Raw genomic sequence first — 23,701 nt, forward strand, 5'->3', positions numbered from 1 at the left:
AGGGCTTTGGGACTGTAGGCTTCGGGACTGCGCGGCCGATCAGGCCGCACGCACTTCGGACAGGAACTGATCCACCTCGCGCTTCAGGCTCGATGCGCGCGCGGCCAGCTGGTCGGCCGCCTCCTTCACGCTGTGGGTGGCGGCGCTGGTCTCCGACTCCGCCTGCTGGATGCCGGCAACGTTGCTCGACACCTCGGCGGTGCCGTTGGCGGCCTGCTGGGCGTTGCGGCTGATCTCTCCGGTCGCGGCACTCTGCTGCTCGACGGAGGCGGCCATTTCCGCGGTGGAGCGGTCGATGTCCTCGACCTGGGTGATGATGGCGCGCATGGCCTCCACCGTCCGCCCGGAGGCGCTCTTCACCGCGGCGATCTGGTTGCCGATCTGCTCGGTCATCGCGTGGGTCTGGTTGGCGAGGTTCTTCACCTCGCTCGCCACCACGGCGAAGCCCTTTCCGGCCTCGCCGGCGCGGGCGGCCTCGATGGTCGCGTTCAGTGCCAGCAGGTTGGTCTGCGAGGCAACAGCGTTGATCGAGGCGACGATCTGGTCGACCTGCTCGATGGCGGCGGACAGGGCGTCGAGCTGGGCCTGGGCCTGGTTGGCCCCCTCGGCGGCGGCCTTGGAGCGGGCGGCGGAGCGGGCGACGCGCTCGGCCAGCTCATGGATGGAGGCGGACATCTCCTCGGACGCCGAGGCGACGGTCTGGACGTTGGCGCTGGCCTCTTCCGACGCGCCGGCGACGGCGTTGCATTGGGCGCCGACCTCCTCGACCGCCGAGGCGAGCTGGGCGGCGGTGGCCTGCAATTCGGTGGCGGCGCCGCCGACGTCGTTCACGATGACGCCCACCTGCGACTCGAAACGGCCGGCCAGGGCGAGCATCGCGGCGCGCTTTTCCGCCTGGGAGCGGGCCTCGGCCTCCTTGGCCTCGCGCTCCATGGCGCGGCTGTGCAGGAGATTGCGCTTGAAGACGTCGGCGGTGGCGGCGATGGCGCCGACCTCGTCCTTGCGGTCGGTCCCGTAGACCTCCGTGTCGAGCTTGCCGTCGGCCAGCCCGCGCAGGCAGGCGACGACGGCGGTCACCGGGCGGACGATTCCGAACTGCGACATCAGCCAGCCCAGCAGCAGGCCGACGAGAATGCCGACAGCCGCCGCCGCGATGAGCTGGACGGCCCGCCGTTCCGCCAGTTGGGAAGCGTCGTCGGATAGACGTGACGCCTTGTCGTCGGTGTAGGCGGTGTATTTAACGCTCAGATCCTGGAGATTCCGCGCGGCGATAGCGCTGTTTTCGACCGAAGCGAGAATGTCCTTATGAAATCCGACGGCACCCTTCGCGTTGATCTCACGGGCTACGGCCAGAGTCTGCTCCAATTGAGTCTTGTAGAGCGACAGCGCCGCTTCGAAGTCTGCCAGCAAGCGCTTCTGCTCGGGGTCGGCGGTCTCCTTGACCCTGGTGAGGTTTGCGGACAGCGAGTCGCGGCTCATCGCGATGGAGGGCAGAACTTGCGGCAGATCCGCAGGGTTGGCGGCAAGGCGGTATTCGTCGCGGAGCAATTCGACCACCAGGCGATTCAGTCGTGCACCGAGCCTCATCTCATCGCCGGAAGCCTTGATCTCGTCGGTGGCGCGGCTCAGCGCGTCCAGTCCGGTGACCGACGTGGCAGTAATTCCTGCGCAGATCGCTCCCAGCATGATGATGATGGACAAGATTTTCGTAGATATCTTGAAGTTGCTCAGAAGCATGGCGGTTCTCTCTCTTCTCACCATGGCGGAGTGAATGCGTCATGGCCGGTATCGGACAGAGACGTTCGACTGCATACGGGGGTGTGTACGTCTCTTGCCTATTTTATATCTAAGCATCTATCGCCCGAATGTGACATGCGGTTTCGCGCCGCGACATGGTTCAGGAACCGACGGCCTGCCGGCCTGTTTTTTCGAGGGATTAAAATTCGGGTGGGCAGACATGGCTGGCGGACTGACCAATTGGCTGGTCGATGTGATGCACACGATGAATTACGTGGGCATTTTCCTGCTGCTGGTCCTGGCGCGGGTGATCCCGCCGGTTCCCGCGGAGTCGGTCATCCCGTTGGCCGGCATCGCGGCGGCGCAGGGCGAGTACAATCTGTTCGGTGTCGCCTTGGCCGGTGGGCTGGGCTCGCTGGTCGGGCAGTTGGTCTGGTTTCTGCCCAGCCGTCTGATGGGCCGCGACCGGCTCGAGGCCTTTCTAAAACGCTACGGCCACTGGCTGACCATCCACCCCAAAAAGGTCCGACGAAGCACGGAGTGGTTCGGAAAGCATGGCGGGATCGCCGTGTTCCTGACCCAGCCGGTGCCGGGGGTGCGGACGCTGATCTCGATCCCGGCGGGGGCCTGCCGGATGTCGATCCCGCTCTACTGCCTGTATTCCGGGATCGGGTCGATCCTGTGGACGCTGCTGCTCGCCTGGACCGGCTACATGCTGTCCCGCTGGCCCTTCGCGCACAGCCTGGTGGGCTATTTCACGGTTGGGCTGCTGGTGGTCCTGGTCGGGCTGTACCTGTACCGGCTGGTCAGCCATTTCCACGGCATCCGCCGCGCCCAGAAATCGTCGCGGGGGCCGGGCGGCGATCCGCCGGTGGCGGGAGCCCCGCTCAGCCCTTGAGGTTCAGCGTTTAACGCTCATCCCATGGCCCAGCCGGCCATGCCGGTGACGGCCATGCCGAGCGCCCACAGGCCGAAGGCCGCCAGCGCCACCCCCGTGCAATGGTTCAGCCGGGTCAGCCCGCGGTCGGAGATGCGGTGGCGGACGGCGGCGACGCCCATGGACAGGGTGAACCACCACAGCGAGGCGCCGATGAAGACGCCGGCAACCAGCGTGGAGGCGTCCACCCGCCCCAGATTGCCGCCCAGCCCGAAGCCGGCGAAGATGGCGATGAAGGCCATGATGGTCGCCGGGTTGGTCAGGGTCAGGGACAGGCCGGTCATGAAACCGCCGAGGAAGGACGGCGTGTCGGGCGCGCTGGCGGCCTCGCGCTCCTCGTCCTCCGGCTTCTGACGGAAGGTGCGGATGGCGACGACGATCAGGAAGATGCCGCCGACGAGTTGGAAGGCGATCTCGTGCCCTTGCAGGAAGTCCAGGGCGGCGGAGACGCCGAAGGCGGCGATGGCGCCGTAGATGGTGTCGGCCACGGCGGCGCCGAAGCCGGTGAAGAAGCCCATCAGCGGCCCGTGCTGGAGCGTGCGGCGGATGCAGAGCAGGCCGATGGGGCCGACCGGGGCGGCGATGGCGATTCCCAGGACGATGCCCTGCAGCAGCACCACCAGACCATGCACGCCGATCACCTCGTCCAATCTGCGATTCCCTCCTCCGGGCCCCTCCTCCGGGCAATGGCGGGCGTGATAGCGGGCCACCGCCCTTCCGTCAACCGGCGTCGCGGAGGGAGGTCCCCCAGGGGCTGTGACCTGCGGCGGAATTCCCCCTGCCATGTGCCCCCTGTCGCGGGGCGGGAGGAGCGGCTATCCTGGCCGCCACGACCCGGCAAGCGGGCGCACCGGAACGGGGAAGCGGAACGATGACGATGACGCGCATTCTGACCATCCTGGCCCTGTCGCTGACGGCGGCGACCGTTCCCGCCGCGGGCCCGGCCCTGGCGGCGGACGAGTTCATGCCGGCGGTGGTGTTCGACCAGGGCGGCAAGTTCGACAAGTCCTTCAACGAGGCGGCCTACAACGGGGCGGAGCGCTTCAAGAAGGAGACCGGAATCGTCTACCGCGAGTTCGAGGTCACCAGCGAGAGCCAGCGCGAGCAGGCGCTGCGCAACATGGCGCGGCGCGGCGCCACCGTGATCACGGCGGTCGGCTTCTCCCAGTCCGCCGCCGTCGACAAGGTGTCGCGCGAGTATCCCAACACGAAATTCTGCCTGATCGACGACAAGCTGGACCTGCCCAACGTCCAGTCGGTGACCTTCAAGGAGCATGAGGGCTCCTTCCTCGTCGGCATGCTGGCGGCGCTGGCCTCGCAGAGCGGCAAGGTCGGCTTCATCGGGGGCATGGACATCCCGCTGATCCGCAACTTCCTGACCGGCTACGAGCAGGGCGTTCGCCATGTGAAGGCGGACGGCGAGGTCTTCACCAACATGACCGGCACCACCCCCGCCGCCTGGAACGACCCCACCCGCGGGGCGGAGCTGGCCAAGAGCCAGTTCGGGCGCGGCGCCGACGTGGTCTTCGCGGCGGCCGGGGCGACCGGGCTGGGCGTGCTGCAGGCCGCCGCGGACGCCGGCAAGCTGGGCGTCGGGGTGGACAGCAACCAGAACTGGATCCACCCGGGCAAGATCCTGACCTCGATGGTCAAGCGCGTGGACGTGACCGTCTACGACTGCATGAAGTCGGCCAGGGACGGCAGCTGGACGGCCGGGCACCGCGTCGTCGGGCTGAAGGAGGAGGGTGTTGGCTACGCGCTCGACGAGAACAACCGCAAGCTCGTCACGGCGGAGATGGAAAAGGCCGTCGAGGACGCCAAGCGCAAGATCATTGCGGGCGAGCTGGCGGTGAAGCCGTATCAGCCGTGAGCTGAGTTTCCGCGTCGCCGAGCATTGCCCCCTCCCTAACCTTCCCCCGCTCTTGGCGGACCAAAGGTCCGCCTGTCGCGTCAGCGCAAACCTCCGGTTTGCGCGAGAGCTGCGCAGGGGAGGGGATATAGCTCCCTCTCCTGCGAAGCGGGGGAGGGAAGGGGCCCGCGGCGAAGCCGTGGGAAGGGTGGGGGCACGGACCTTCCAATCATGAAAGTCCCCATGCCCCAACACCCTCCCGCTCTGGAAACCCGCGGCGTCAACAAGTGGTTCGGCGCCAACCACGCCAACCGCGACGTGTCGCTGGCCGTGCCGAAGGGCACCATCCACGGCGTGATCGGCGAGAACGGCGCCGGCAAATCGACGATCATGAGCATCGTCTACGGCTATCTGCCCGCCGACGGCGGGACGATCCTGGTGGACGGCCGCCCGGTGGCGGTGCACAGCCCGCGCGACGCCCTGGCCGCCGGGATCGGCATGGTCCACCAGCATTTCATGCTCGTCGATCCCTTCACCGTGCTGGAGAACGTGCTGCTGGGCGCGGAGGGCGGCATCACCCTGGCCGCCGGGATGGCACGGGCGCGGGCGGAGCTGACCCGGCTCGCCCGCGACTACGGGCTGGAGGTGGACCTCGACCGCCCGGTCGGCGAGCTGCCGGTGGGGGCGCAGCAGCGGGTGGAGATCCTGAAGGCGCTCTACCGCGGTGCCGACATCCTGATCCTCGACGAACCGACGGGAGTCCTCACCCCGCAGGAGACCGACCATCTCTTCCGCATCCTCCGCGCGCTGCGCGAGCAGGGGAAGACGGTCGTCATCATCACCCACAAGCTGCGCGAGATCATGGAGCTGACCGACAACGTGACGGTCATGCGCCGCGGACAGGTCGTGGCGAACGTCGCCACCGCCGACACCAGCCGCGAGGCGCTGGCCGAGCTGATGGTCGGGCGCAAGGTGCTGTTGGGGGTGGAAAAGGCGCCGGCCACGCCCGGCCCGGCGGTGCTGGAGGTCTCCGGCCTGCGCGTGCGCGACGGCGCCGGGGTGGAGCGGGTGAAGGGCGTCGGCCTGACCGTCCGCGCCGGGGAAATCGTCGGCATCGCCGGCGTGTCAGGCAACGGCCAGTCCGAACTGTTGGAGGCGCTGGCCGGCATGCGACCGCCGGCGGGCGGTTCCGTCCGCCTGCGTGGGGAGGAGCTGGCCGACCGGCCCGACCGCTTCACCGCGCGGGGGCTGCGCGCGCTCGGCGTCGGCCATGTGCCGGAGGACCGGCAGCGGGTCGGCCTCGTCACGAGCTTCGAGGCGCAGGAATGCGCGATCCTCGGCCATCAGGGCGATCCGGCCTTCAACGGGCGGCTCCTGATGGACCGAGGCGCGCTGTTCGACCGCTGCGCCGCGGAGATGGACGCCTACGACGTGCGCCCGCGCGACCCGCGCCTGCCCGCCGCCAACTTCTCCGGCGGCAACCAGCAGAAGATCGTGCTGGCCCGCGAGATGGAGCGGAACCCCGACTTGCTGCTGGTCGGCCAGCCCACCCGCGGCGTGGACATCGGCGCCATCGAGTTCATCCACCGCCGTCTGGTGGCCCTGCGCGACCAGGGCAAGGCAATTCTGCTGGTGTCGGTGGAGCTGGACGAAATTCGCGCCCTGTCCGACCGCATCCTCGTCATGTTCGACGGCCGGCTGGTCGGCGAGGTCGCCCCCGACGAGGCGGACGAGCGGCGTCTCGGACTGATGATGGCCGGGGTGGCGGAGGCAGCGTAAGGTTGACCCCGAACGCTCCCGCTTGCGCTGAACGGTGGCGCGGGGCACTTTCCTTGACGCTGGGACGCGGACGCCGTCCGGCTTGTGAACGGGCGTGACCACGGATGGAGCCGGGATGGCGCAGGACGCGGCGCAGGGGGTGACGGGCCGGGGCTTCGGCCGGCCGGGCGAGGCGCCCGGCTGGGTCGGCTACGCGCTTCTGCCGCTGCTGAACCTGCTCGCCGCCCTCGTCCTGTCCGGGCTGGTCATCCTGGTGATCGGCGAGAATCCGCTGGACGTGCTGGCGCTGCTGGTGACCGAGGCGGTCGGCTATCCCGAGGCCATCGGCTACACCCTCTACTACACGACCAGCTACATCTTCACCGGGCTGGCGGTCGCCATCGCCTTCCATTGCGGGCTGTTCAACATCGGCGGAGAGGGGCAGGCCTATCTCGGCGGGCTGGGGGCCGGGCTGGTCGGTCTGGCGCTGACCGGCTGGCCCTGGCCGGTGGCGGCGCTGGGCGCGGTGGCCCTGTCGGCGCTGTTCGGGGCGGCGTGGGGGGCGGTCCCCGGCTGGCTCCAGGCCAAGCGCGGCAGCCACATCGTCATCACGACGATCATGTTCAACTTCATCGCCGCCGCGATCATGACCTATCTGCTGGTGGACGTGCTGATCCGCCCCGGATCGCAGTCGCCGGAAACGCGGGAGTTCGATCCGGGGGTCTGGCTGCCGACCATGGACCGGGCGCTCGGCTGGGTCGGCGTCGCCATCCCGGCCTCGCCGCTGAACCTGTCCTTCCTGTGGGCGCTGGCCTGCTGCGCGCTGTTTTACGTGTTCCTGTGGCGGACACGCTGGGGCTACGAGATCCGCACGGTCGGGCGGAACGAGCGGGCGGCGGTCTACGCCGGCATCTCCCCGGCGCGGAACATCATCCTGGCCATGGCGATCTCCGGGGCGCTTGCCGGCTTCGTCGGCGTGAACGAGATCATGGGGGTGCAGCACCGCATTCTGTTGAACTTCACGGGCGGGGTGGGCTTCGTCGGCATCGCCGTGGCGCTGATGGGGCGCAACCACCCGGTGGGGATCATCCTGGCGGCGCTGCTGTTCGGCGTGCTGGCGCAGGGGGGCGGGCAGGTGTCCTTCGAATACCCCACCGTGAACCGGGAGCTGGTGATGGTCATCCAGGGCCTTGTCATCCTCTTCGCCGGGGCGCTGGAGAACCTGTTCAAGCCGCGGGTCGAGGCGCTGTTCCGCCGCCGCAGCGGGGGCCATGACGGGGGGACGGCGCATGGATGACGCCCTGCTCGTCGTCCTGCTGCTGGCCGACGCCACCATCCGCGTGGCGACCCCGCTGGTGCTGGCCGCCTTCGCGGCGCTCTACAGCGAGCGGGCGGGGGTGGTGGACATCGGGCTGGAGGGCAAGATGCTGGCCGGCGCCTTCTTCGCCGCCGCCGTCGCCTCCTCCACCGGCAACCCCTGGCTGGGGCTGGCCGCCGCGGTCGCGGCCTCGGTGGCGCTGGCGCTGGTCCACGGCTTCGCCTGCATCACCCACAAGGGCAACCAGGTCGTCTCGGGCATGGCGATCAACATCCTGGTCGCCGGGCTGGCGCCCACGCTGGCCTACGCCTGGTTCCGCCAGGGCGGCCAGACTCCGCTGCTGCCGGGGGAGGCGCGGCTGCCGCAGGTCCATCTGCCGGGGGTGGCGGCGCTGTCCGGCATCCCGATCCTCGGTCCCGTCTACCGGGAGCTGATCGACGACGCGAACGTGCTGATCTGGCTGACCGTCCTTCTGGTGGTGGCGACCCATTGGGTGTTCACCCGCTCGCGCTTCGGGCTGCGGCTGCGGGCGGTGGGGGAGAACCCGTCGGCGGTCGACACGGCGGGCCTGTCGGTCACGCGGCTGCGCTATCAGGCGGTGATCATCACCGGGGTGCTGACCGGCATCGCCGGCGCCTATCTGTCCACCGCGCACGGCGCCGGCTTCGTGCGCGACATGACGGCGGGCAAGGGCTATCTGGCGCTGGCCGCGCTGATCTTCGGGAAATGGCGGCCCTGGCCGACGCTGTTCGCCTGCCTGCTCTTCGCCTTCACCGACGCGGTGCAGGTCCGCCTGCAGGGCGTGCCGCTGCCGGTGGTGGGGGTGATCCCGGTGCAATTCATCCAGATGCTGCCCTATGTGCTCACCGTGCTCCTGCTCGCCGGCTTCGTCGGCCGGGCGGTGGCGCCCAGGGCCAGCGGCGTCCCCTATGTGAAGGAGCGGTGATGAGCGACCCGCAAGACGCCCCGATTGCCGACTCCCTGATCGCCGCCGCCCGCGACGCGATGGCGCAGGCCTACGCGCCCTATTCTCATTTTTCGGTCGGTGCGGCCATTTTGGGCGAATCCGGGCGCATCCACGCCGGGGCGAATGTGGAGAACGCCGCCTACCCGCAGGGCCAATGCGCCGAGGCCTCGGCCATCGGGGCGATGATCCTGGCCGGGGACCGCAGCGTTCGGGCGATCGTCGTGATGGGCGGCCAGCCCGGCGACGGTCGGCTCTGCACCCCCTGCGGTGGCTGCCGCCAGCGGCTGCGCGAGTTCGCCAAACCCGACACGCCGATTCATGTTTGTGGACCGGAAGGGCTTCGGCAAACGTTTAGGTTGGACGAGTTGCTGCCGCACTCCTTCGGCCCCGACAATCTCGATTTCTGAGGGGAACTGACCGCCATGACCGCCGCACGCGCCGCCGCGGAAATCCTGCACCGGGTCCCCGGCTTCCGCCCGCGGGTGGGGATCGTGCTCGGCTCCGGCCTGGGCGGGGTCGCCGACCGGATCGAGGGGGCGACCGTCATGCCCTACGGCGACCTGCCCGGCTTCCCGCTGCCCAGCGTCGAAGGGCACATGGGCCGGCTGGTGCTGGGCCATCTCGGCGGCCAGCCCGTCGCCTGCATGCAGGGCCGCGTCCATGCCTACGAGGGCAACGGGTTCGACGCGCTGAAGACGGCGGTCCGCGCGCTGAAGCTGGCCGGCTGCGACACGCTGGTGCTGACCTGCGCCGCCGGCTCGCTGCGGGTGGAGGTCGGGCCGGGGCGGCTGATGGCGATTTCCGACCACATCAACATGCTGGGCGCCAACCCGCTGACCGGCCCCAACGAGGACAGCTTCGGCCCGCGCTTCCCCAGCATGACCGACGCCTGGGACCCCGCCCTGCGCGCGCTGATGCGGCGCCGGGCGCTGGAGCTGAACATCGATCTGGTCGAGGGCGTGTACGCCGCCTATCCCGGTCCCTCCTTCGAGACGCCGGCCGAGGTCCGGATGTTGAAGGTCCTGGGCGCGGACGCGGTCGGCATGTCCACGGTGCCCGAATGCATCGTCGCGCGGCATTGCGGCCTGCGGGTCGTGGGCTGCGCGGTCATCACCAACCTGGGGGTGGGACTCGGCGACGGGCCGGTGGACCATGACCAGACCCTGCGCGCCGCCTCGGCCGCCGCCTCCGATCTGGAGCGGCTGCTGACCGGCTTTCTCGACGGGCTGAACATAGACGAAGGACGCCGGTCATGAAACTTCCCGCCGATCTGCAACGGGCGCTCGACACCGCGGTCGCCGTCAAGGCCGACGCCAAGGGGGCCGGCCGGGCCATCGGTCTGCTCGACCTGACCAGCCTGAACGACGACGATACCGACCAGACGGTGGAGGCGCTGTGCAAACGCGCCGTCACCCCCGCCGGGAAAGTCGCCGCGGTGTGCGTCTGGCCGCGCTTCGTCAAGACCGCGCGCAAGGCGCTGAAGGGCAGCGGCGTGAAGATCGCCACCGTCGTCAACTTCCCCTCGGGGGAGGCTGACGCGGCGACGGTGGCGGCGGAAACCAAGGCGGCCATCAAGGACGGCGCGCAGGAGATCGACGTGGTGCTTCCCTACCGCGCTTTCATCGACGGCGCGCGCACCCAGCCGATGAACGTGATCCGCGCCTGCCGCGAGGCCTGCGGGACCGACGTGACGATGAAGGTGATTCTGGAATCCGGCTGCTTCCCCGATCCGGAGCTGCTGGCCTGGGCCGCCCGCGACTCCATCGCCGCCGGGGCGGATTTCCTGAAGACCTCCACCGGCAAGGTACAGCCCGCCGCGACGCTGGAGGCGGCGGCGCTGCTGCTGCACGTCATCCATGAGTCGGGCAAGCCGGTGGGCTTCAAGGCGGCTGGCGGCATCCGCGACGCCGACGGGGCGGCGGCCTTCCTGGCGCTCGCCACCGCGATCCAGGGCAAGGGTTGGGCCAAGCCGGACAGCTTCCGCTTCGGCGCCTCGGCCCTGCTGGACTCGCTGCTCGCCACCGCCGGCCATGGCGGCGGCAAGGGCGAGGGGAAAGGCGAGGGCAAGGACAAGGACGGCAAAGACGGCAAGGGCGACGGCAAGGGCGGCGGGGCGGTTGCCCAGCCGGCCACCGCCGGCTATTGATCCGCGCGACAGACCAGACCACGGAACGGACGCACGGATGCTTCCCCAGGAACTGATTCGCAAGAAGCGCGACGGCGGGCGCCTGGACGCGGCGGAGATCGGCGCCTTCGTGCGCGGCATCACCGACGGCTCCGTCAGCGAAGGACAGGCGGCGGCCTTCGCCATGGCCGTCTTCTTCCGCGGCATGGCGCTGGAGGAGCGGGTGGCCCTGACGCTGGCCATGCGGGATTCCGGGACGGTGATGCGCTGGGACCATCTCGACCTGCCCGGACCGGTGATCGACAAGCATTCGACCGGCGGCGTGGGCGACAAGGTCAGCCTGATCCTCGCCCCGGCGCTGGCCGCCTGCGGCGGCTTCGTGCCGATGGTGTCGGGCCGCGGACTGGGCCACACCGGCGGCACGCTCGACAAGTTCGAGAGCATCCCCGGCTACCGCGCCAAGCCCGACCGGGCGACGCTGGAGCGGGTGGTGAAGCAGGTCGGCTGCGCGGTGATCGGGGCCACCGACGACATCGCACCCGCCGACCGCCGGCTCTACGCCATCCGCGACGTGACGGCGACGGTGGAAACCATCGACCTGCTGACCTCCTCGATCCTGTCGAAGAAGCTGGCGGCGGGGCTGGACGCGCTGGTGATGGACGTGAAGTTCGGCTCCGGCGCCTTCCTGCCCGACATCGCCAAGGCGCGGGAGCTGGCCGACAGCCTCGTCACCGTGGCCGAGGGCGCCGGGCTGCCCACCGTCGCGCTGCTGACCGACATGAACGAGGTGCTGGGCCTGACCGCCGGCAACGCGCTGGAGATGCGGGAGTGCATCGACATCCTGCGCGGCGGCGCGGCCGACTCCCGGCTCTACGAGGTCACCGCCGCCCAGGCCGCCGAGCTGCTGGTTCTGGCCGGACTGGCGCCGGACGTCGCGACGGGGCGCGACCGGTTCGATCAGGCGATGAGCAGCGGGCAGGCCGCCGAGCGCTTCGCCCGCATGGTCCACGCGCTGGGCGGTCCGGCGGACCTGCTGGACGCGCCGGACCGCCATCTGGACGCCGCCCCCGTCGTCCAGCCGGTCTTCGCCGATCGGGTGGGCGTGGTGGCGGCCATCGACGTGCGGGCGGTCGGCATCGCCGTGGTGGCCCTGGGCGGCGGGCGGACCAAGACGACCGATCCCATCGACTTCGCGGTCGGGCTGGCCGACGTCGCCGGGCTGGGCGCGTCGGTGGGGCCGGCGGAGCGCCCGCTCGCCGTCGTCCACGCCCGCAGCGCGGCGCAGGCGGAGGACGCGGCGGCGTTGCTCCGCCGGGCCTTCACCGTGGCCGACACCGCCCCGCCGGCCGGGCCGCTGATCGCCGATCGCATCCGGCTGTAAAAGGCGGCTTTAAGCGGCGCGGCGCCCATCCTTGGCTTGCCGCGCCCGCACCGGCCCGACCAGGGCCTCCGCGGCGAGGCGGCCCGAGATGACGCAGGCCTCCACCCCCGGACCGGGGAAGACCCCGCCGCCGGCCAGCAACAGGCCGGGCAGCGGTGACTTGGTGGGGAGCGCCGGATCGGTGCCGTAGATCGCCCCCTCCGTCGTGTGGGCGTAGCGGGCGAAGGTGGCGGCGCTGGCCTCCTGCCGGTGCAGAATGTGGCGCTCCAGATCCGGGATCACGGCCGCGGCTGCGGCGATCATCGCATCGCCCTCCCGCGTCTTCCGCGCGCGGTAGTCGGCGGCGGCGCGGTCCGAGGTGCCGCCCGCCGGGTCCAGCCGCATCAGCGTCAACGCCGCGCAGCCCGGCGGCGCCAGGGTGGCGTCGTGGGCCGACGGAAGGGCCAGCGCCATCCCCTCATCCCTCAGAAAGGTCATCGCCGACAGGTCCGGGCGGATGTCCAGCGCCAGCGTGACCAGGAAGGCGGAGGTGGTGGGGCGCAACGCCCGGTATTGTGCCACGCAACCGGCGGGCAGATGCTCCTCCCCCACCAACTCCAGCAGGGTCCGCCGGGCGTCGGCGTTGGAAATCACTGCAGCGGCGGCGATGCGCTCCCCGTCCAGGGTCTCGACCCCGGCGGCACGGCCGTCCTCGGCCAGGATGCGGCGGACGGCGGTGCGCAGCCGGACCTCGCCGCCCTTGGCGCGAATCGCCTCGGCCAGCGCGTCGGCCAGCCGCTGCGATCCGCCCTCCGGGTAGGCGCCTCCGTCGAAGAAATAGCCGAAGATCGGCGCCATCTGGGTGGCGCCCAGCCGCTCCGGCCGGTCGGAAAGATAGCCGGTCAGGCTGGACAGCAGCGCGCGGGCTCCGGCGTCGGGCACGTAGTGCTCCAGCATCTCCAGGAAGCCGCGGTCCTGCCAGCGGGAAGCCTGCGGGCATTCCAGCGGGTAGGCGCGCATCGCCGCGACGTCGCGCGGGATGTGGGGAAGGCCGGTCTCGGCGCAGCCGCGGTAGAGGTTCCGGTGGACGCCGCGCATCTCCTCCAGGAAGGCGGCGGTTCCGGCGGCGCTGCCGGGATGCTCCCGCGCGATCAGGGCGGCCAGACCCGCGGCGTTGCCGGGCAGCGGCTCAAGAACACCGCTTCGGACGATGCCGCGCGTCACCGGCTGCCAGCGCACGCGGTCCGCCACGCCCACCGTGCGCAGCAGATGCCCGACCGGGCCATCTGGCCGGGTGCCGCTGACGTCATGCACGCCGGCGTCGAAGGTGAAACGCCCGACCGTCCCGTCGCGCAGCCGAACCTTGCGCTCCCAGGAGGAGCAATAGCCGCCCGGCCGGTCGTGCGCCTCCAGGACGGTGACGCGGACCCCGGCCTCCGCCAGCAGGGCCGCCGCGGTCAGCCCGCCGATGCCGGCGCCCACGACGACGACACCACCCTTTTTTCCGAGCACGGCGGGAGCGGGCCAGCGGTGGGGCTCCCGCTCCTCCAGCCGGCGGGTGACGGCTCGGTTGACCAGCCAATCCGGCAGTCGGCGGTTTCCCAACACACCGGCCAGGGTGGCGAGGGCGGAGGTGACGACGCCGACCTCCGTCGCGACGGCGAAGCCGACGGCGCCGGCCAGGAAGACCACCCCCCACAGCGCGGTGACCGCCTTGTTGACGGCGACGAACTGCGGCAGGTGCCACAGGCCGGGCGGTGTCGTCTCGCGGGCGTAGGGCAGGGTGAAGGGACGGCCCAGCGCGAGCGAGGCGAAGGCCATGCCGGCCAGGGCGAGATGGACAATCACCCCCATGCGCTCCAGCGGTCCGATGAGCAGCAGCGCGGCGAAGAACGCGGCGGCGACGAGTTCCGGCGCCTTCAGCGAACCCCGCCGCCGATCATGGGCGCAGAGCGTCAGGCTGAGCAGCAGCGCCGCCAGCGCGGCCGCAGGATGGCCCGCCGGCTGGAGGACGCCGAAGGCGATCCAGGGCGAGACGCCGACGAGGATGCGGATCGATTGGGGCATCGGCTTTGACAGGAGCATGGCGGACCCTTGCGGTGGTGATGCCCGCCAGACTGTTCAAAGCACCGGCCGGAGCCAGCGCCGATCCGCGAAAGGCCGGCTCCGCTTCGCCAAACGCCCGCCCGTCGGTTCACGAAGCGTGAAACGCCGGCGCTCCGCCGGGCGCCGCCGCGCGGGCCAGACCTGCGGTTGCGGCATTGGGCAGCGTCATGGTTGCTCAGATACTGTGCAATCATGACCCAGGCCGCCGCTCTTCCCGCCGTTGACAGCGATGACACCCGCCGCGCCATCGGCTGCTTCCTGCTGGCCATCTTCCTGTTCGCGGGAATGGACACGCTCATCAAGTATCTGAGCAGCGGGTATCCGGTGGCGCAGCTCATGTTCGCGCGGTCGGTGGTGGCGCTGGTGCTGGTCGGCGGCATTTCGGTGGCGCGCGGTGGCTGGGGCGGGATGCGCACGCGGCGGCCCTTCGCCCACGTCTTCCGCTCGCTGGCCGGGCTGCTGTCGATGGGCTGCTTCTTCTACGCTTTTCGGCATCTGCCGCTGGCCGAGGTCTATGTGCTGAGCTTCGCCGGGCCGCTGTTCATCACAGCGCTGTCCATGCCGCTGCTCGGCGAGCCGGTGGGCTGGCGGCGCTGGGCGGCGGTGCTGGTCGGCTTCGGCGGCGTGGTGGTGATGGCCCGTCCGGAGGCCGACGCGCCGCTCCTGCCGATTCTCGTCGGCGTGGCCGCGGCTTTCTTCTACGCGCTGGCGATGATCGCGGTGCGCGGCCTGTCGCGGACCGAGAGCAACACGGCCATCGTCGTCTATCTGCTGCTGACCACCACGGTGGTGAGCGGCGTTGCGGCGATCCCCGACTGGGTGCAACCGGGCGGCTTCGACCTTGGGCTGATGCTCCTGGTCGGCACGCTGGGCGGGGCGGCGCAGGTGCTGATGACCCAGGCCTTCCGTCTGGGCCGCGCCGCGGTGGTCGCACCCTTCGAGTACACGGGGATGATCTGGGCGACCCTGCTCGGCTTCCTGGTCTTCGGCGACGTGCCGACCCCCACCGTGCTGGCCGGGGCGGGGATCATCATCGCCAGCGGTCTCTACATCCTTTATCGGGAAACGCTGCGCCGCGGCGGCTGACGGGTCAGGCGGCGGCGGGAAGCGCCGAGCAATCATTTTGGGAGAGCGGCGGGCCGGTCAGCGCGATGATCCGGCTGCGCTCCAGCACCCGCCGGATTCGCGGCGGGTGATTCTCGAAGGCGATGGCGCCGCCGCGGTCGAGCACCGCGTTGCGGAGCGCCAGCAGAATGCCGATGCCGCAGGAATCGAGGACCTCCACCCGTCCCAGATCGACGCACAGGGTCAAGGCCCGCGCGTCGGCGACGCGGCGGAGCAGGGGCGTCAGGCCGGGCAGGGCGGCGTGGTCGACCCGCCCCGACAGGACGGCGCACAACCCGCAGCCGCCCCGCGCCGTGGCGAAGGGGTGCAGGGTGACGGTGCTGTGCGACGGGGTGGGCCGCATGCTTCGTGACGACTTTCCGGTTGGGACGACGGTCCGGCGCGGGCCGGGGGCGGCGGAAGGAACCACGGGAAGCGCGACTTTCCGGTGTCTGTTGCGTTGCAAAATTGTGAAAAGGCGCCGGGCCGCCGCTTGACAGCCGGGCGCCGGCCTCACACTGTGCACACGAACGGCTGGGGTGCCTGCCGCAAGGCGGGCTGAGACCACACCCATCGAACCTGATCTGGGTCATGCCAGCGAAGGGAGCCAAGCGTTCGAGGCTGTGCCGCCGCTATCCTCCCGGCCTCCTCGTCCTCGCGCGGTTCTTCGCCGGGCAGGAGGAGACACATCCATGCGGCGCTTCCTTTCCATCCTCTCGGCAACGGCTTTTTCGGCGGTCTTTTCGGCGTCGGTCCCCCACGGCGCGGCGCTGGCCGGTGAGGCCTCGGTCCCCGTGCTGGTGCCGCTGACCGGCTTCCTGTCGCTGGAGGGGACGAGCCAGCGCAACGGCGCCGTCCTGGCGCTGAAGGACGCGCCCGCGGGTGTGGCGGTGCGGTCGGAGGTGATCGACACCGGCACCTCGCCGGAGGCCGCCGTTACGGCGCTGGAGCGTGCGGCGGGCGGCAAGGTCACGGCGGTGGCGGCCAGCATGCTGGGCACGCAGATGCTGGCGATGCTGCCGCTGGCCCAGGACTACAAAATTCCGCTGGTCACCGTGTCGGGTACGGCAAGCATCACCGAGCAGGGCAACCCCTGGGTCTTCCGCTTCTTCCCCGGCGACGCGGTGACCAAGGAGGCCCACGCCCGCTACGTGGCGGAGGAGCTGGGGAAGAAGCGCCCGGCGGTGATCTACCAGACGACGGCCTACGGGCAGAGCGGCAAGGCCCATCTGGAGCAGGCCTTCAAGAAGCTCGGCGTCGAGCCGGTGTTCGAGGAGGGGGTGGACCCCGCCGCCAAGGATCTGCTGCCGGTCCTGACCAAGGCGCTGGCCGCCAAGCCCGACGTGCTGGTGCTGCATCTGCATTCCGGCCCGACCGCCCTGTTCATCCGGCAGGCGGCGGCCAACGGGGTGGCGGTGCCGATCGTCGCCGGCTCCGCCATGCACCAGCCGAGCACCGCGGCGCTTCTGGAGCCGGCCGAGCTGAAGGGCGTCTGCGCCGAGACGGCGGCCTCGCCGATCTCCGGCGGCAGCCCGGAGGTGGAGGCCTTCACCGCCGCCTACCGCGCCGCCTTCAACGCGGAGCCCGACGCCTTCGCGCTCGGCCAGTATGACGGCATCCGCATGGTGCTGGGGGCGGTGCAGGGCGGTGCGGACAGCGCGGATGCGGTGCGCAAGGTCCTGTCCGCCGGGACCCACCAGGGCCTCGCCATGACCTACAAGTCGGACGGCAAGGGCAACATGGCGCATTCCGCGGTGATCGTCTGCTACGACGGCGCCTCGCGCGTGCCGGCGATCGCCAAGCGCTACGACAATGTGACCGGTGTGGTGACCGGGATGGTGAAGTGAGCCAGCCTTGATCACCCTGCAGCTTCTCGTCAACGGCCTCGCCCTGGGCGCGGCCTATGCGCTGGTCGCGCTGGGCTTCGTGCTGGTGCTGAACGCCACCGCGGCGGTGAATTTCGCGCAGGGCGATCTCGTGATGGCCGGCGGGCTGCTCGGCGTGGCGCTGGCGCCGCATCTGCCGGGGTATCTGCCGCTGCCCGGGCTGCTCCTGCTGCCGGTGGTGCTGGTGCTGATGGCCGGGCTTGGGCTTCTGCTGGCGGCGGCGGCCTATCTGCCGCTGCGCCGCCGCCCGCCGGTGGCGGTCTTCATCAGCACCATCGCGGCGGGGATCATCCTGCAGAACGGCGCCTCCGTCCTGTTCGGGCCGGAGCCGCGGGCGGCACCGCCGCTGCTGGGCGGCGGGACGCTCGACCTCGGCGGGCTGGTGGTGGCGGAGCAGTCGCTGGCGATCATCGCCGTCGCCGCTCTGCTGATCGCCGGGCAGCAATGGCTGTTCGGGCGGACCCAGCTCGGCCGGCGCCTGCGCGCCACGGCGCAGGACCCGGAGATGGCGCGGGCCTGCGGCGTGCCGGTGACGGCGATGATCCTGATCACCTTCGCGCTCGGCACCGCCTTCGCCGGTGCGGCGGGGCTGCTGCTCGCCAACCGCTACTTCGTCACGCCAACGGCCGGCGGCGACCTGATCCTGAAGGCCTACATCGCGGTGACCATCGGCGGCTGGGGCTCCGTGCCCGGGGCGGTCGCCGGCGCGCTGCTGATCGCGCTGTTCGAGGTGGGGGTGTCGTCGGTGCTGTCCTATCCGGTGGCGCTGGGGCTGCTCTACGCGACGCTGCTGGTCATCCTGGTCGCCCGCCCGCAGGGGCTGTTCGGGGAGGCGGCGCGGCGCCGTGCGTAACGGTGTGCGCAAGTTGTGGGCGCTGGCCCCCACCCTGACCCTCCCCCGCTGGGCGGGAGAGGGAATGATGCTTGCGGTGCTGGTGGCGTACGCGCTGCTGTACGCGTCGCCCTATGGGCTGCGCGTGCTGACCGTGGCGGGGGTGTACGCGCTGGCCGCCATCGGCTTCCAGATCGTCTTCGGGCTGGGCGGCGCGCTGTCGCTGGCTCATGGTGCCTTCTTCGGGATCGGGGCCTACGCCACCGGTATTTTGGGGAGTCAGTGGGGTTGGGGCTTCGCCGCGACCTTTCCGGTGTCGCTTTTGGTGCCGCTGCTGCTGGCCCTGCTCGTCGGGCTGCCGGTGCTGCGGCTGGAATCCCATTACTTCGCCCTGGCGACGCTCGGCATCGCGCAGGTCGTCCATCTGCTGGCGGTCAACAGCCCTGACCTGACCGGCGGCGCCAACGGCTTGCCTGGGGTACCGGGCATCGTCCTGTTCGGCTGGGCGGTGCCGCGCGGCCTGCCGCTGGCGGCGGTGGTCTGGGGCTTCGTGGCCCTGGGCGGGCTGTTGGCCTGGAGGCTGGCGCGCGGGCGCTGGGGGCGGGCGCTGACGCTGGTGCGCGACGACCCGCTGGCCGCCGGCACGCTGGGTCTGGACGTCGGCGGGCTGAGGCTGGCCGCCTTCGCGCTGAGCGCCGTCTATGCCGGGGCGGCGGGCGCCTTGGCGGTGCACACCCAGCGCGTCGTCTCGCCGGAGGTGCTGGAGTTCCCCGTGATGGTCTCCGTCCTGACCATCGCCGTGGTCGGCGGGCGGGGGCGGGTGGCCGGGGCGATCCTGGGGGCGGTGCTGCTGCTCCATCTGCCGGAGTGGTTCCGCTTCCTGGAGCGCAGCTATCTGATCGTCTACGGCGTGGCCCTGCTCGCCACCATCGTGCTGGCGCCGCACGGGCTGACCGGCCTGCTCGACCGGCTGTTCCCGGCCCGCCCGGCGCCGATGCCCAGGCCCGAAGCGCCGCCGGAAAAGGCCATTCCAAACGGGCCTTTGCTGCGGGTCGAGGGGCTGATCAAGGGTTTTGGCGGGGTGCGGGCGGTGGACGGCGTGTCGCTGACGCTGGAGGCCGGGACCATCACCGGGCTGATCGGCCCCAACGGCTCCGGCAAGACGACGCTGGTCAACCTGATCTCCGGCCTGGAGACGCCGGACGGCGGGCGGGTGCTGATGGGCAATGCGGATTTGGCGGGACAGCGGCCCGACCGCATCGCCCGCGCCGGGATCGCCCGTACCTTCCAGGCGGTCAGCCTGCCGGAGGGCGCCAGCGTCCTGGCCGCCGTCGCCGCGGCGCGGCTGGAGCGCGACGGCTCGATCGCCCTGGCCGAGGCGCACGCTCTGTGGGCGCTGGAGCGGCTGGGCGCGGCGGACCTCGCCGCCAAACCCTGCGCCGGCCTGCCGGCGGCGCTGCGCCGCCGGGTGGAACTGGCCCGCGCGCTGGCCCGCCAGCCCGCCGTGCTGCTGCTCGACGAACCGGCGGCCGGGCTGACCGACGGGGAGAAGGCGGAGTTGGCCGGTCATCTGCGCGCCATCGCCGCCACCGGCACCGCGCTGCTGGTGGTGGAGCACGACATGGGCTTCCTGCTGCCGCTCGCCGGCCATGTGCTGTGCCTGGACCAGGGGCGCCCGCTCTACGCCGGCCCACCGGAGGGGGTGCGCAGCGATCCCGCCGTGGTCGCCGCCTATCTGGGGGAGGGGGCATGACGGGGGCTCCCCTGCTGCAGGTCGAGGGGCTGAGCGCTGGCTATGGCGGGGCGGTCGCCGTGGACCGCCTGTCGCTGTCCGTGGCGGCGGGCGAGGCGGTGGCTCTGCTGGGCGCCAACGGGGCGGGCAAGTCGACGCTGCTCAAGGCCATCCTCGGCCTCGTCCCGGCGATGGGTGGGCGCATCCGGCTGGATGGCGAGGAGATCGGCGCCCTTGCCCCGGAACGGCGGGTGCGCAGCGGCCTGGGCTATGTGCCGGAGGGCCGGCGCGTCTTCCCCGGCATGAGCGTGCGCGACAATCTGGAGGTGGCGAGCTGGCTGGGCCGGGCCGAGCGTGCCCGCGACCTGGAGCGCGTCTTCGCCCTGTTCCCCGCGCTGGAGGGCAAGGCGGAGGAGCGGGCGTGGCGCCTGTCCGGCGGGCAGCAGCAGATGCTGGCGGTGGGCCGCGCGCTGATGGGCCGCCCGCGGGTGCTGCTGCTCGACGAGCCGTCGCTCGGCCTGTCGCCCAAGCTGGCCGGGGAGGTCTTCGCCGCCGTCCGCGCCATCGCCGCGACCGGAACGGCGGTGCTGGTCGCCGAGCAGAGCGCCGCCCGCGCCCTGTCCGCCGCCGGTCGTGTCGTCCTGCTGCGCCTCGGCCGGGCGGTCCATGACGGGCCGGTGGAAACCCTGCCCGCCGACGCGTTGAGGGACGCCTTTCTGGGCGGCTGATCCACGGGTGCAGGGCGGCGCCGGACGCAATTCGGCATTGCGGCAACAGGCCGGGATCTTTGTCGTGACTTTCTCGTCTTGCGCTTGCCGATCCCAGACGGCGGGGCTAGCTTCCGGCGTCGCCCTGCCCGTAAGGATTACCTCTGCCATGCTGGACAAAGCCGTCGCTGCTGCACTCTCCTCCCTTCTTCTGCTGGGCGCCGCTGCCGCCCACGCCGATGGGGCGCAGGTGGCGGAGCTGGTCCCCGTCAACCCGCCAACCATGTATTACCCGGCACCGTCCTCCGGCCCGGCGCCGGCGCCCCGCACCGTCGCTCCGTCGGCGCCGTCGGCTCCGGCCGCCGCCGATCCGGCCGAGAAGACCGGGCCGGCCGAGCTTGAGGACGGCTGGGAAGGCGGACCGTCGCGCGACCGGGACGGCAAGTTCGCCTATTGCGCCATCGAGGGCCGTTTCGACACCGGCCATGTCCTGATGATCGCGCGCAACGTCAAGGGCGAGGTCAATCTCGGCATGGGCATCCCCGGCGCCGAGCTGCCGGGCAGCGAGCAGTGGAAGGTCAAGGTCGTGGTGGACGGCAAGCTGACGCGCGAGCGCCGCGCGCTGGCGCCCAAGCCGGACATGCTGGTCATCCCCAACGGCAAGGACGAGGAACTCTACGCCGCCCTTATGAACGGCAAGGAGGTGGTGTTCTCCTCCGACGCCGACCGCATGGCCTTCGCGTTGAAGGGCACCAAGAAGGTGCTCACCGACCTGAAGACCTGCGTGGACAAGGCCGGCGCCGTCCCCCCCATCGACACCCGCACCAAGAAGGTTGCCACCCGACCCGACGAACTGCCGGAAGGGCTGGCCGACCTGCTGAAGGCGGCCGGCGTGCGCGACGTCAAGCGCGTGTCGCTGGAGAACGTGCCGAAGGGCGAGCGGCCCGCCGACATGGCCTGGCGCATCGGCCCGATTGTCGGCGGCATCCGCGAGCGGATGGTCGAGGAGGGCTCCAAGCTGGAGGACCTGTCCGCCGGCTACATCGACGCGATGAAGAAGCGCTGCGAGGGCGGCACGCCGACCGCGTCGCTGAGCGCCGTCGAGGATCTGCCCGGCCTGATGCTGCGCACCGGTTCGGTGGATTGCGCGCTGAAGGAGGGCAAGATGCACGTCTCGCTGACCTTCTTCCTGTCGCCGGGCCGCCTCTTCACGATCCTGTTCCACGAGGCCCAGGAGGCCGACATCGGGCTGGCCGACAAGGTGCGCGACAATCTGGCGGAGGTGCTGCGCCGCCTCGCCGTGAACCCGCCCTCCGCCCAGCCGTCCTCCGGCCAGTCGCCGGCCTCTCCGGCGCCGGCCCAGACGGGCAAGCCCTAAGGGGGTAGGTCCGCGCCCTGCGGTTGACGGGGCGGACGCAGGGCACACATTGACCGGCATGCCGGACGACATGACGGGAATCCGGGGCGCCGCGGGGGACGCGGCCGGCGCCCTGACCAAAGCACACAACCCCGGCCGGCGGTTCCTCAGGGTGCTGACACGGCGGAGCCTGCGCGACAGCGTCCTGGGCGTGCTGATGCTCGCCGGGGCCATCGGCGCCGGGGTCGGGCTGGCCGTGGCCCTGCTGCACGAGGCCGTGGTCTGGACGCAGTCCTTCGTCTTTTCGGTCGCCCACGGGCAGGCTCTGGGTGAGGCCGCGCTGGCCGACCCCTGGCGGACCCTGCTGGTGCCGGCCGGCGGCGGTCTGTTGCTCGGCGTGATGGTGAAGCTGGTGCGGCGCTGGCGCTCCAACGACATCGTCGACCCCGTCGAGGCGAACGCCCTCTACGGCGGCAAGATGTCCCTGATCGACAGCTTGCGCCTGACCCTGGCGACCCTGCTGTCCAACGGCTCCGGCGCGTCGGTGGGGATGGAGGCGGCCTACACCCAGGCGGGGGCGGGCATCGCCTCGACGCTTGGGCAAAGGCTCCATCTGCGGCGGGCGGACCTGCGCATGCTGGTCGGCTGCGGGGCGGCCGCGGCGATCTCCGCCGCTTACGGCGCGCCGCTGGCCGGCGCCTTCTACGCCTTCGAGCTGGTCATGGGCGGCTACACCATCGCCACGCTGGCCCCGATCGGGGCGGCCTCGGTCGCCGCGGTGGCGGTGGCCCATTGGCTGAGCGACCCGTCCCCGGTCCTGTTCTTCGGCCGGCCGGCGGCGGTGGAGGGCTGGGATTACGTGGCCTGCGGGGTCCTCGGCTTCCTGGCGGGCTGGCTCAGCATCCTCGCCATGCAGGCGGTGACGGTGGCCGAGCGCGGCTTCCGCGCGCTGCCCATCCCCGTCTGGGGGCGCCCGGCGCTGGGTGGGCTCGCGCTGGGTGCTCTGGCTCTGGCGGTGCCGCAGGTGCTGGGCGCCGGTCCCGGCGCCGACCCGTCGCAACTGGCCCGCGGGCTGGAGGCCATGGCAATCCTGCTGGTCGCCAAGATCGTGGCGTCGGCTCTGTCGCTCGGCTCCGGCTTCCGCGGCGGGCTGTTCAGCGCCTCGCTGCTGCTGGGCGGGCTGTTCGGCGGGCTGGCCTATGGGGTGCTCGACCTGCTGGTGCCGGGGCTGGGGCTCGACCGGATGCTGCTGGTGCTGGCCGGCATGGGGGCGGTGGCCGCCGGCATCATCGGCGCGCCGGTCACCATGGTGCTTCTGGTGCTGGAGGCGACGCAGGATTTCTGGGCGGCGTCCGGCGTGCTGATCGGCGTGGTGGTGTCGACCACCGTGGTCCGGCAGGCCTTCGGCTATTCCTTCGCGACGTGGCGTTTCCACCTGCGCGGCGTGCCGATCCGCGGCGCCTACGACGTTGGCTGGGTGTCGGAGTTGACGGCGATGCGGCTGATGCGCGGCGACGTGAAGACGATCCTGACCACCCAGACGCTGGACACGCTGCGCCGCCTGCACCCGCTGGGCGCCGCCAAGACCGTCTTCGCGGTGGAGCCGGACGGTTCCTACGCCGGCATCATCGACATGGGCGCCGTTCATGACCCGTCGCTGGGCGAGGAGGACGCGAAGACGCCGGTCGGCGAACTGGCCAAGCACGCCGACGACTTCCTGCGGCCCGGCGACGACGTGCGCAGTGTGCTGCATCGCTTCAGCAGCGCCGAGGTGGAGTCCCTGCCGGTCCTCGCCTCACCCACCGACCGCCGGATCGTCGGCTACGTCACCGAGGCCTACGCCCTGCGCCGCTACAGCCAGGAGCTGGAGCGGCAGCGCGGCGAGGAGCTGGGCGAACGCAGCCTCTACGGGCGGGACTGACCGAC

Annotated in this window: 20 protein-coding genes and 1 riboswitch; of the genes, 16 read left to right on the top strand and 4 right to left on the bottom strand. The window is 71.2% G+C overall.

Annotated features, from left to right (window positions below; translation table 11 throughout):
- Positions 1-39: 39 nt before the first annotated feature.
- Positions 40-1,737, bottom strand: coding sequence for a methyl-accepting chemotaxis protein (locus tag D3869_RS12440; protein ID WP_175426455.1), 1,698 nt, complete (start codon positions 1,735-1,737; stop codon positions 40-42).
- 220 nt (positions 1,738-1,957) lie between these two features.
- On the opposite strand from D3869_RS12440, the gene D3869_RS12445 reads away from it, so the two are divergent.
- The gene (locus tag D3869_RS12445) at positions 1,958-2,635 is read left to right on the top strand and encodes a DedA family protein (protein ID WP_137140293.1); all 678 of its coding nucleotides are present in this window, start codon (positions 1,958-1,960) and stop codon (positions 2,633-2,635) included.
- Between the two features lie 17 nt (positions 2,636-2,652).
- Here D3869_RS12445 and D3869_RS12450 read toward each other — a convergent pair whose 3' ends face one another.
- Positions 2,653-3,315 (bottom strand): LysE family translocator, encoded by a 663-nt coding sequence (locus D3869_RS12450; protein ID WP_247876521.1) that lies wholly within the window; start codon positions 3,313-3,315, stop codon positions 2,653-2,655.
- 230 nt (positions 3,316-3,545) lie between these two features.
- Here D3869_RS12450 and D3869_RS12455 point away from each other — a divergent pair, with 230 nt between their 5' ends.
- The 8 genes from D3869_RS12455 to deoA all read left to right on the top strand — a co-directional run bounded on the left by D3869_RS12455 (position 3,546) and on the right by deoA (position 12,072).
- Positions 3,546-4,544, top strand: coding sequence for a BMP family lipoprotein (locus tag D3869_RS12455; protein WP_137140294.1), 999 nt, complete (start codon positions 3,546-3,548; stop codon positions 4,542-4,544).
- Positions 4,545-4,766: 222 nt separating this feature from the next.
- Complete coding sequence (locus D3869_RS12460; protein WP_137140295.1) at positions 4,767-6,302, top strand: ABC transporter ATP-binding protein; 1,536 nt, start codon at positions 4,767-4,769, stop codon at positions 6,300-6,302.
- Between the two features lie 115 nt (positions 6,303-6,417).
- Positions 6,418-7,578, top strand: a complete 1,161-nt coding sequence (locus D3869_RS12465; protein WP_137140296.1) for an ABC transporter permease — start codon at positions 6,418-6,420, stop codon at positions 7,576-7,578.
- Positions 7,571-8,545 carry an ABC transporter permease gene (locus D3869_RS12470; protein WP_137140297.1) on the top strand — a complete coding sequence of 325 codons (975 nt, stop codon included), beginning with the start codon at positions 7,571-7,573 and terminating at the stop codon, positions 8,543-8,545. The genes D3869_RS12465 and D3869_RS12470 overlap by 8 nt, the downstream gene beginning before the upstream one ends.
- On the top strand, positions 8,545-8,973 hold the full coding sequence (gene cdd, locus D3869_RS12475; RefSeq protein ID WP_137140298.1) for a cytidine deaminase: 429 nt from the start codon (positions 8,545-8,547) through the stop codon (positions 8,971-8,973). Before D3869_RS12470 ends, cdd begins: the two co-directional genes overlap by 1 nt.
- 15 nt (positions 8,974-8,988) lie before the next feature.
- Complete coding sequence (locus tag D3869_RS12480) at positions 8,989-9,822, top strand: purine-nucleoside phosphorylase (protein WP_014240013.1); 834 nt, start codon at positions 8,989-8,991, stop codon at positions 9,820-9,822.
- Positions 9,819-10,712, top strand: coding sequence for a deoxyribose-phosphate aldolase (deoC, locus tag D3869_RS12485; protein ID WP_137140299.1), 894 nt, complete (start codon positions 9,819-9,821; stop codon positions 10,710-10,712). Before D3869_RS12480 ends, deoC begins: the two co-directional genes overlap by 4 nt.
- A 37-nt stretch (positions 10,713-10,749) precedes the next feature.
- Positions 10,750-12,072: a thymidine phosphorylase gene (deoA, locus tag D3869_RS12490; RefSeq protein ID WP_137140300.1), complete on the top strand. Its 1,323-nt coding sequence runs from the start codon at positions 10,750-10,752 to the stop codon at positions 12,070-12,072.
- Positions 12,073-12,081: 9 nt separating this feature from the next.
- Here the strand turns inward: deoA and D3869_RS12495 are convergent, their stop codons facing one another.
- A complete protein-coding gene (locus D3869_RS12495; protein WP_137140301.1) occupies positions 12,082-14,136 on the bottom strand; it encodes a phytoene desaturase family protein in 2,055 nt (684 codons plus the stop codon).
- A gap of 213 nt (positions 14,137-14,349) precedes the next feature.
- Between D3869_RS12495 and D3869_RS12500 the strand changes: the two genes are divergently transcribed.
- On the top strand, positions 14,350-15,243 hold the full coding sequence (locus D3869_RS12500) for a DMT family transporter (protein WP_137140302.1): 894 nt from the start codon (positions 14,350-14,352) through the stop codon (positions 15,241-15,243).
- A 4-nt stretch (positions 15,244-15,247) separates the two neighbouring features.
- On the opposite strand, the gene D3869_RS12505 is transcribed toward D3869_RS12500, so the two are convergent.
- Positions 15,248-15,625 carry an STAS domain-containing protein gene (locus D3869_RS12505; protein WP_137140303.1) on the bottom strand — a complete coding sequence of 126 codons (378 nt, stop codon included), beginning with the start codon at positions 15,623-15,625 and terminating at the stop codon, positions 15,248-15,250.
- Between the two features lie 161 nt (positions 15,626-15,786).
- A riboswitch (TPP riboswitch) is annotated at positions 15,787-15,884 on the top strand.
- Between the two features lie 69 nt (positions 15,885-15,953).
- On the opposite strand from D3869_RS12505, the gene D3869_RS12510 reads away from it, so the two are divergent.
- The 6 genes from D3869_RS12510 (at position 15,954) to D3869_RS12535 (ending at position 23,696) form a co-directional block, all read left to right on the top strand.
- Complete coding sequence (locus D3869_RS12510) at positions 15,954-17,108, top strand: ABC transporter substrate-binding protein (protein WP_137140304.1); 1,155 nt, start codon at positions 15,954-15,956, stop codon at positions 17,106-17,108.
- 7 nt (positions 17,109-17,115) lie between these two features.
- The gene (locus D3869_RS12515; RefSeq protein ID WP_094304366.1) at positions 17,116-18,000 is read left to right on the top strand and encodes a branched-chain amino acid ABC transporter permease; all 885 of its coding nucleotides are present in this window, start codon (positions 17,116-17,118) and stop codon (positions 17,998-18,000) included.
- Positions 18,001-18,064: 64 nt separating this feature from the next.
- On the top strand, positions 18,065-19,732 hold the full coding sequence (locus D3869_RS12520; protein ID WP_247895636.1) for a branched-chain amino acid ABC transporter ATP-binding protein/permease: 1,668 nt from the start codon (positions 18,065-18,067) through the stop codon (positions 19,730-19,732).
- Positions 19,729-20,439 (top strand): ABC transporter ATP-binding protein, encoded by a 711-nt coding sequence (locus tag D3869_RS12525; protein ID WP_137140305.1) that lies wholly within the window; start codon positions 19,729-19,731, stop codon positions 20,437-20,439. The genes D3869_RS12520 and D3869_RS12525 overlap by 4 nt, the downstream gene beginning before the upstream one ends.
- A 148-nt stretch (positions 20,440-20,587) precedes the next feature.
- Positions 20,588-21,796 carry a hypothetical protein gene (locus tag D3869_RS12530; RefSeq protein ID WP_137140306.1) on the top strand — a complete coding sequence of 403 codons (1,209 nt, stop codon included), beginning with the start codon at positions 20,588-20,590 and terminating at the stop codon, positions 21,794-21,796.
- A gap of 70 nt (positions 21,797-21,866) precedes the next feature.
- Complete coding sequence (locus tag D3869_RS12535) at positions 21,867-23,696, top strand: chloride channel protein (RefSeq protein WP_247895637.1); 1,830 nt, start codon at positions 21,867-21,869, stop codon at positions 23,694-23,696.
- Positions 23,697-23,701: the final 5 nt, after the last annotated feature.

This window comes from Azospirillum brasilense (genome assembly GCF_005222205.1).
Classification (GTDB): Bacteria; Pseudomonadota; Alphaproteobacteria; order Azospirillales; family Azospirillaceae; genus Azospirillum; species Azospirillum brasilense_G.

Excerpts from the sequence above, each read along its gene's own strand:
- D3869_RS12440 (WP_175426455.1), bottom strand. The coding sequence starts at position 1,737 with ATGCTTCTGAGCAACTTCAAGATATCTACGAAAATCTTGTCCATCATC.
- D3869_RS12445 (WP_137140293.1), top strand. The coding sequence starts at position 1,958 with ATGGCTGGCGGACTGACCAATTGGCTGGTCGATGTGATGCACACGATG.
- D3869_RS12455 (WP_137140294.1), top strand. The coding sequence starts at position 3,546 with ATGACGATGACGCGCATTCTGACCATCCTGGCCCTGTCGCTGACGGCG.
- D3869_RS12460 (WP_137140295.1), top strand. The coding sequence starts at position 4,767 with ATGCCCCAACACCCTCCCGCTCTGGAAACCCGCGGCGTCAACAAGTGG.
- D3869_RS12465 (WP_137140296.1), top strand. The coding sequence starts at position 6,418 with ATGGCGCAGGACGCGGCGCAGGGGGTGACGGGCCGGGGCTTCGGCCGG.
- D3869_RS12470 (WP_137140297.1), top strand. The coding sequence starts at position 7,571 with ATGGATGACGCCCTGCTCGTCGTCCTGCTGCTGGCCGACGCCACCATC.
- cdd (WP_137140298.1), top strand. The coding sequence starts at position 8,545 with ATGAGCGACCCGCAAGACGCCCCGATTGCCGACTCCCTGATCGCCGCC.
- D3869_RS12480 (WP_014240013.1), top strand. The coding sequence starts at position 8,989 with ATGACCGCCGCACGCGCCGCCGCGGAAATCCTGCACCGGGTCCCCGGC.
- deoC (WP_137140299.1), top strand. The coding sequence starts at position 9,819 with ATGAAACTTCCCGCCGATCTGCAACGGGCGCTCGACACCGCGGTCGCC.
- deoA (WP_137140300.1), top strand. The coding sequence starts at position 10,750 with ATGCTTCCCCAGGAACTGATTCGCAAGAAGCGCGACGGCGGGCGCCTG.
- D3869_RS12495 (WP_137140301.1), bottom strand. The coding sequence starts at position 14,136 with ATGCTCCTGTCAAAGCCGATGCCCCAATCGATCCGCATCCTCGTCGGC.
- D3869_RS12500 (WP_137140302.1), top strand. The coding sequence starts at position 14,350 with ATGACCCAGGCCGCCGCTCTTCCCGCCGTTGACAGCGATGACACCCGC.
- D3869_RS12505 (WP_137140303.1), bottom strand. The coding sequence starts at position 15,625 with ATGCGGCCCACCCCGTCGCACAGCACCGTCACCCTGCACCCCTTCGCC.
- D3869_RS12510 (WP_137140304.1), top strand. The coding sequence starts at position 15,954 with ATGCGGCGCTTCCTTTCCATCCTCTCGGCAACGGCTTTTTCGGCGGTC.
- D3869_RS12520 (WP_247895636.1), top strand. The coding sequence starts at position 18,065 with ATGATGCTTGCGGTGCTGGTGGCGTACGCGCTGCTGTACGCGTCGCCC.
- D3869_RS12525 (WP_137140305.1), top strand. The coding sequence starts at position 19,729 with ATGACGGGGGCTCCCCTGCTGCAGGTCGAGGGGCTGAGCGCTGGCTAT.
- D3869_RS12530 (WP_137140306.1), top strand. The coding sequence starts at position 20,588 with ATGCTGGACAAAGCCGTCGCTGCTGCACTCTCCTCCCTTCTTCTGCTG.
- D3869_RS12535 (WP_247895637.1), top strand. The coding sequence starts at position 21,867 with ATGACGGGAATCCGGGGCGCCGCGGGGGACGCGGCCGGCGCCCTGACC.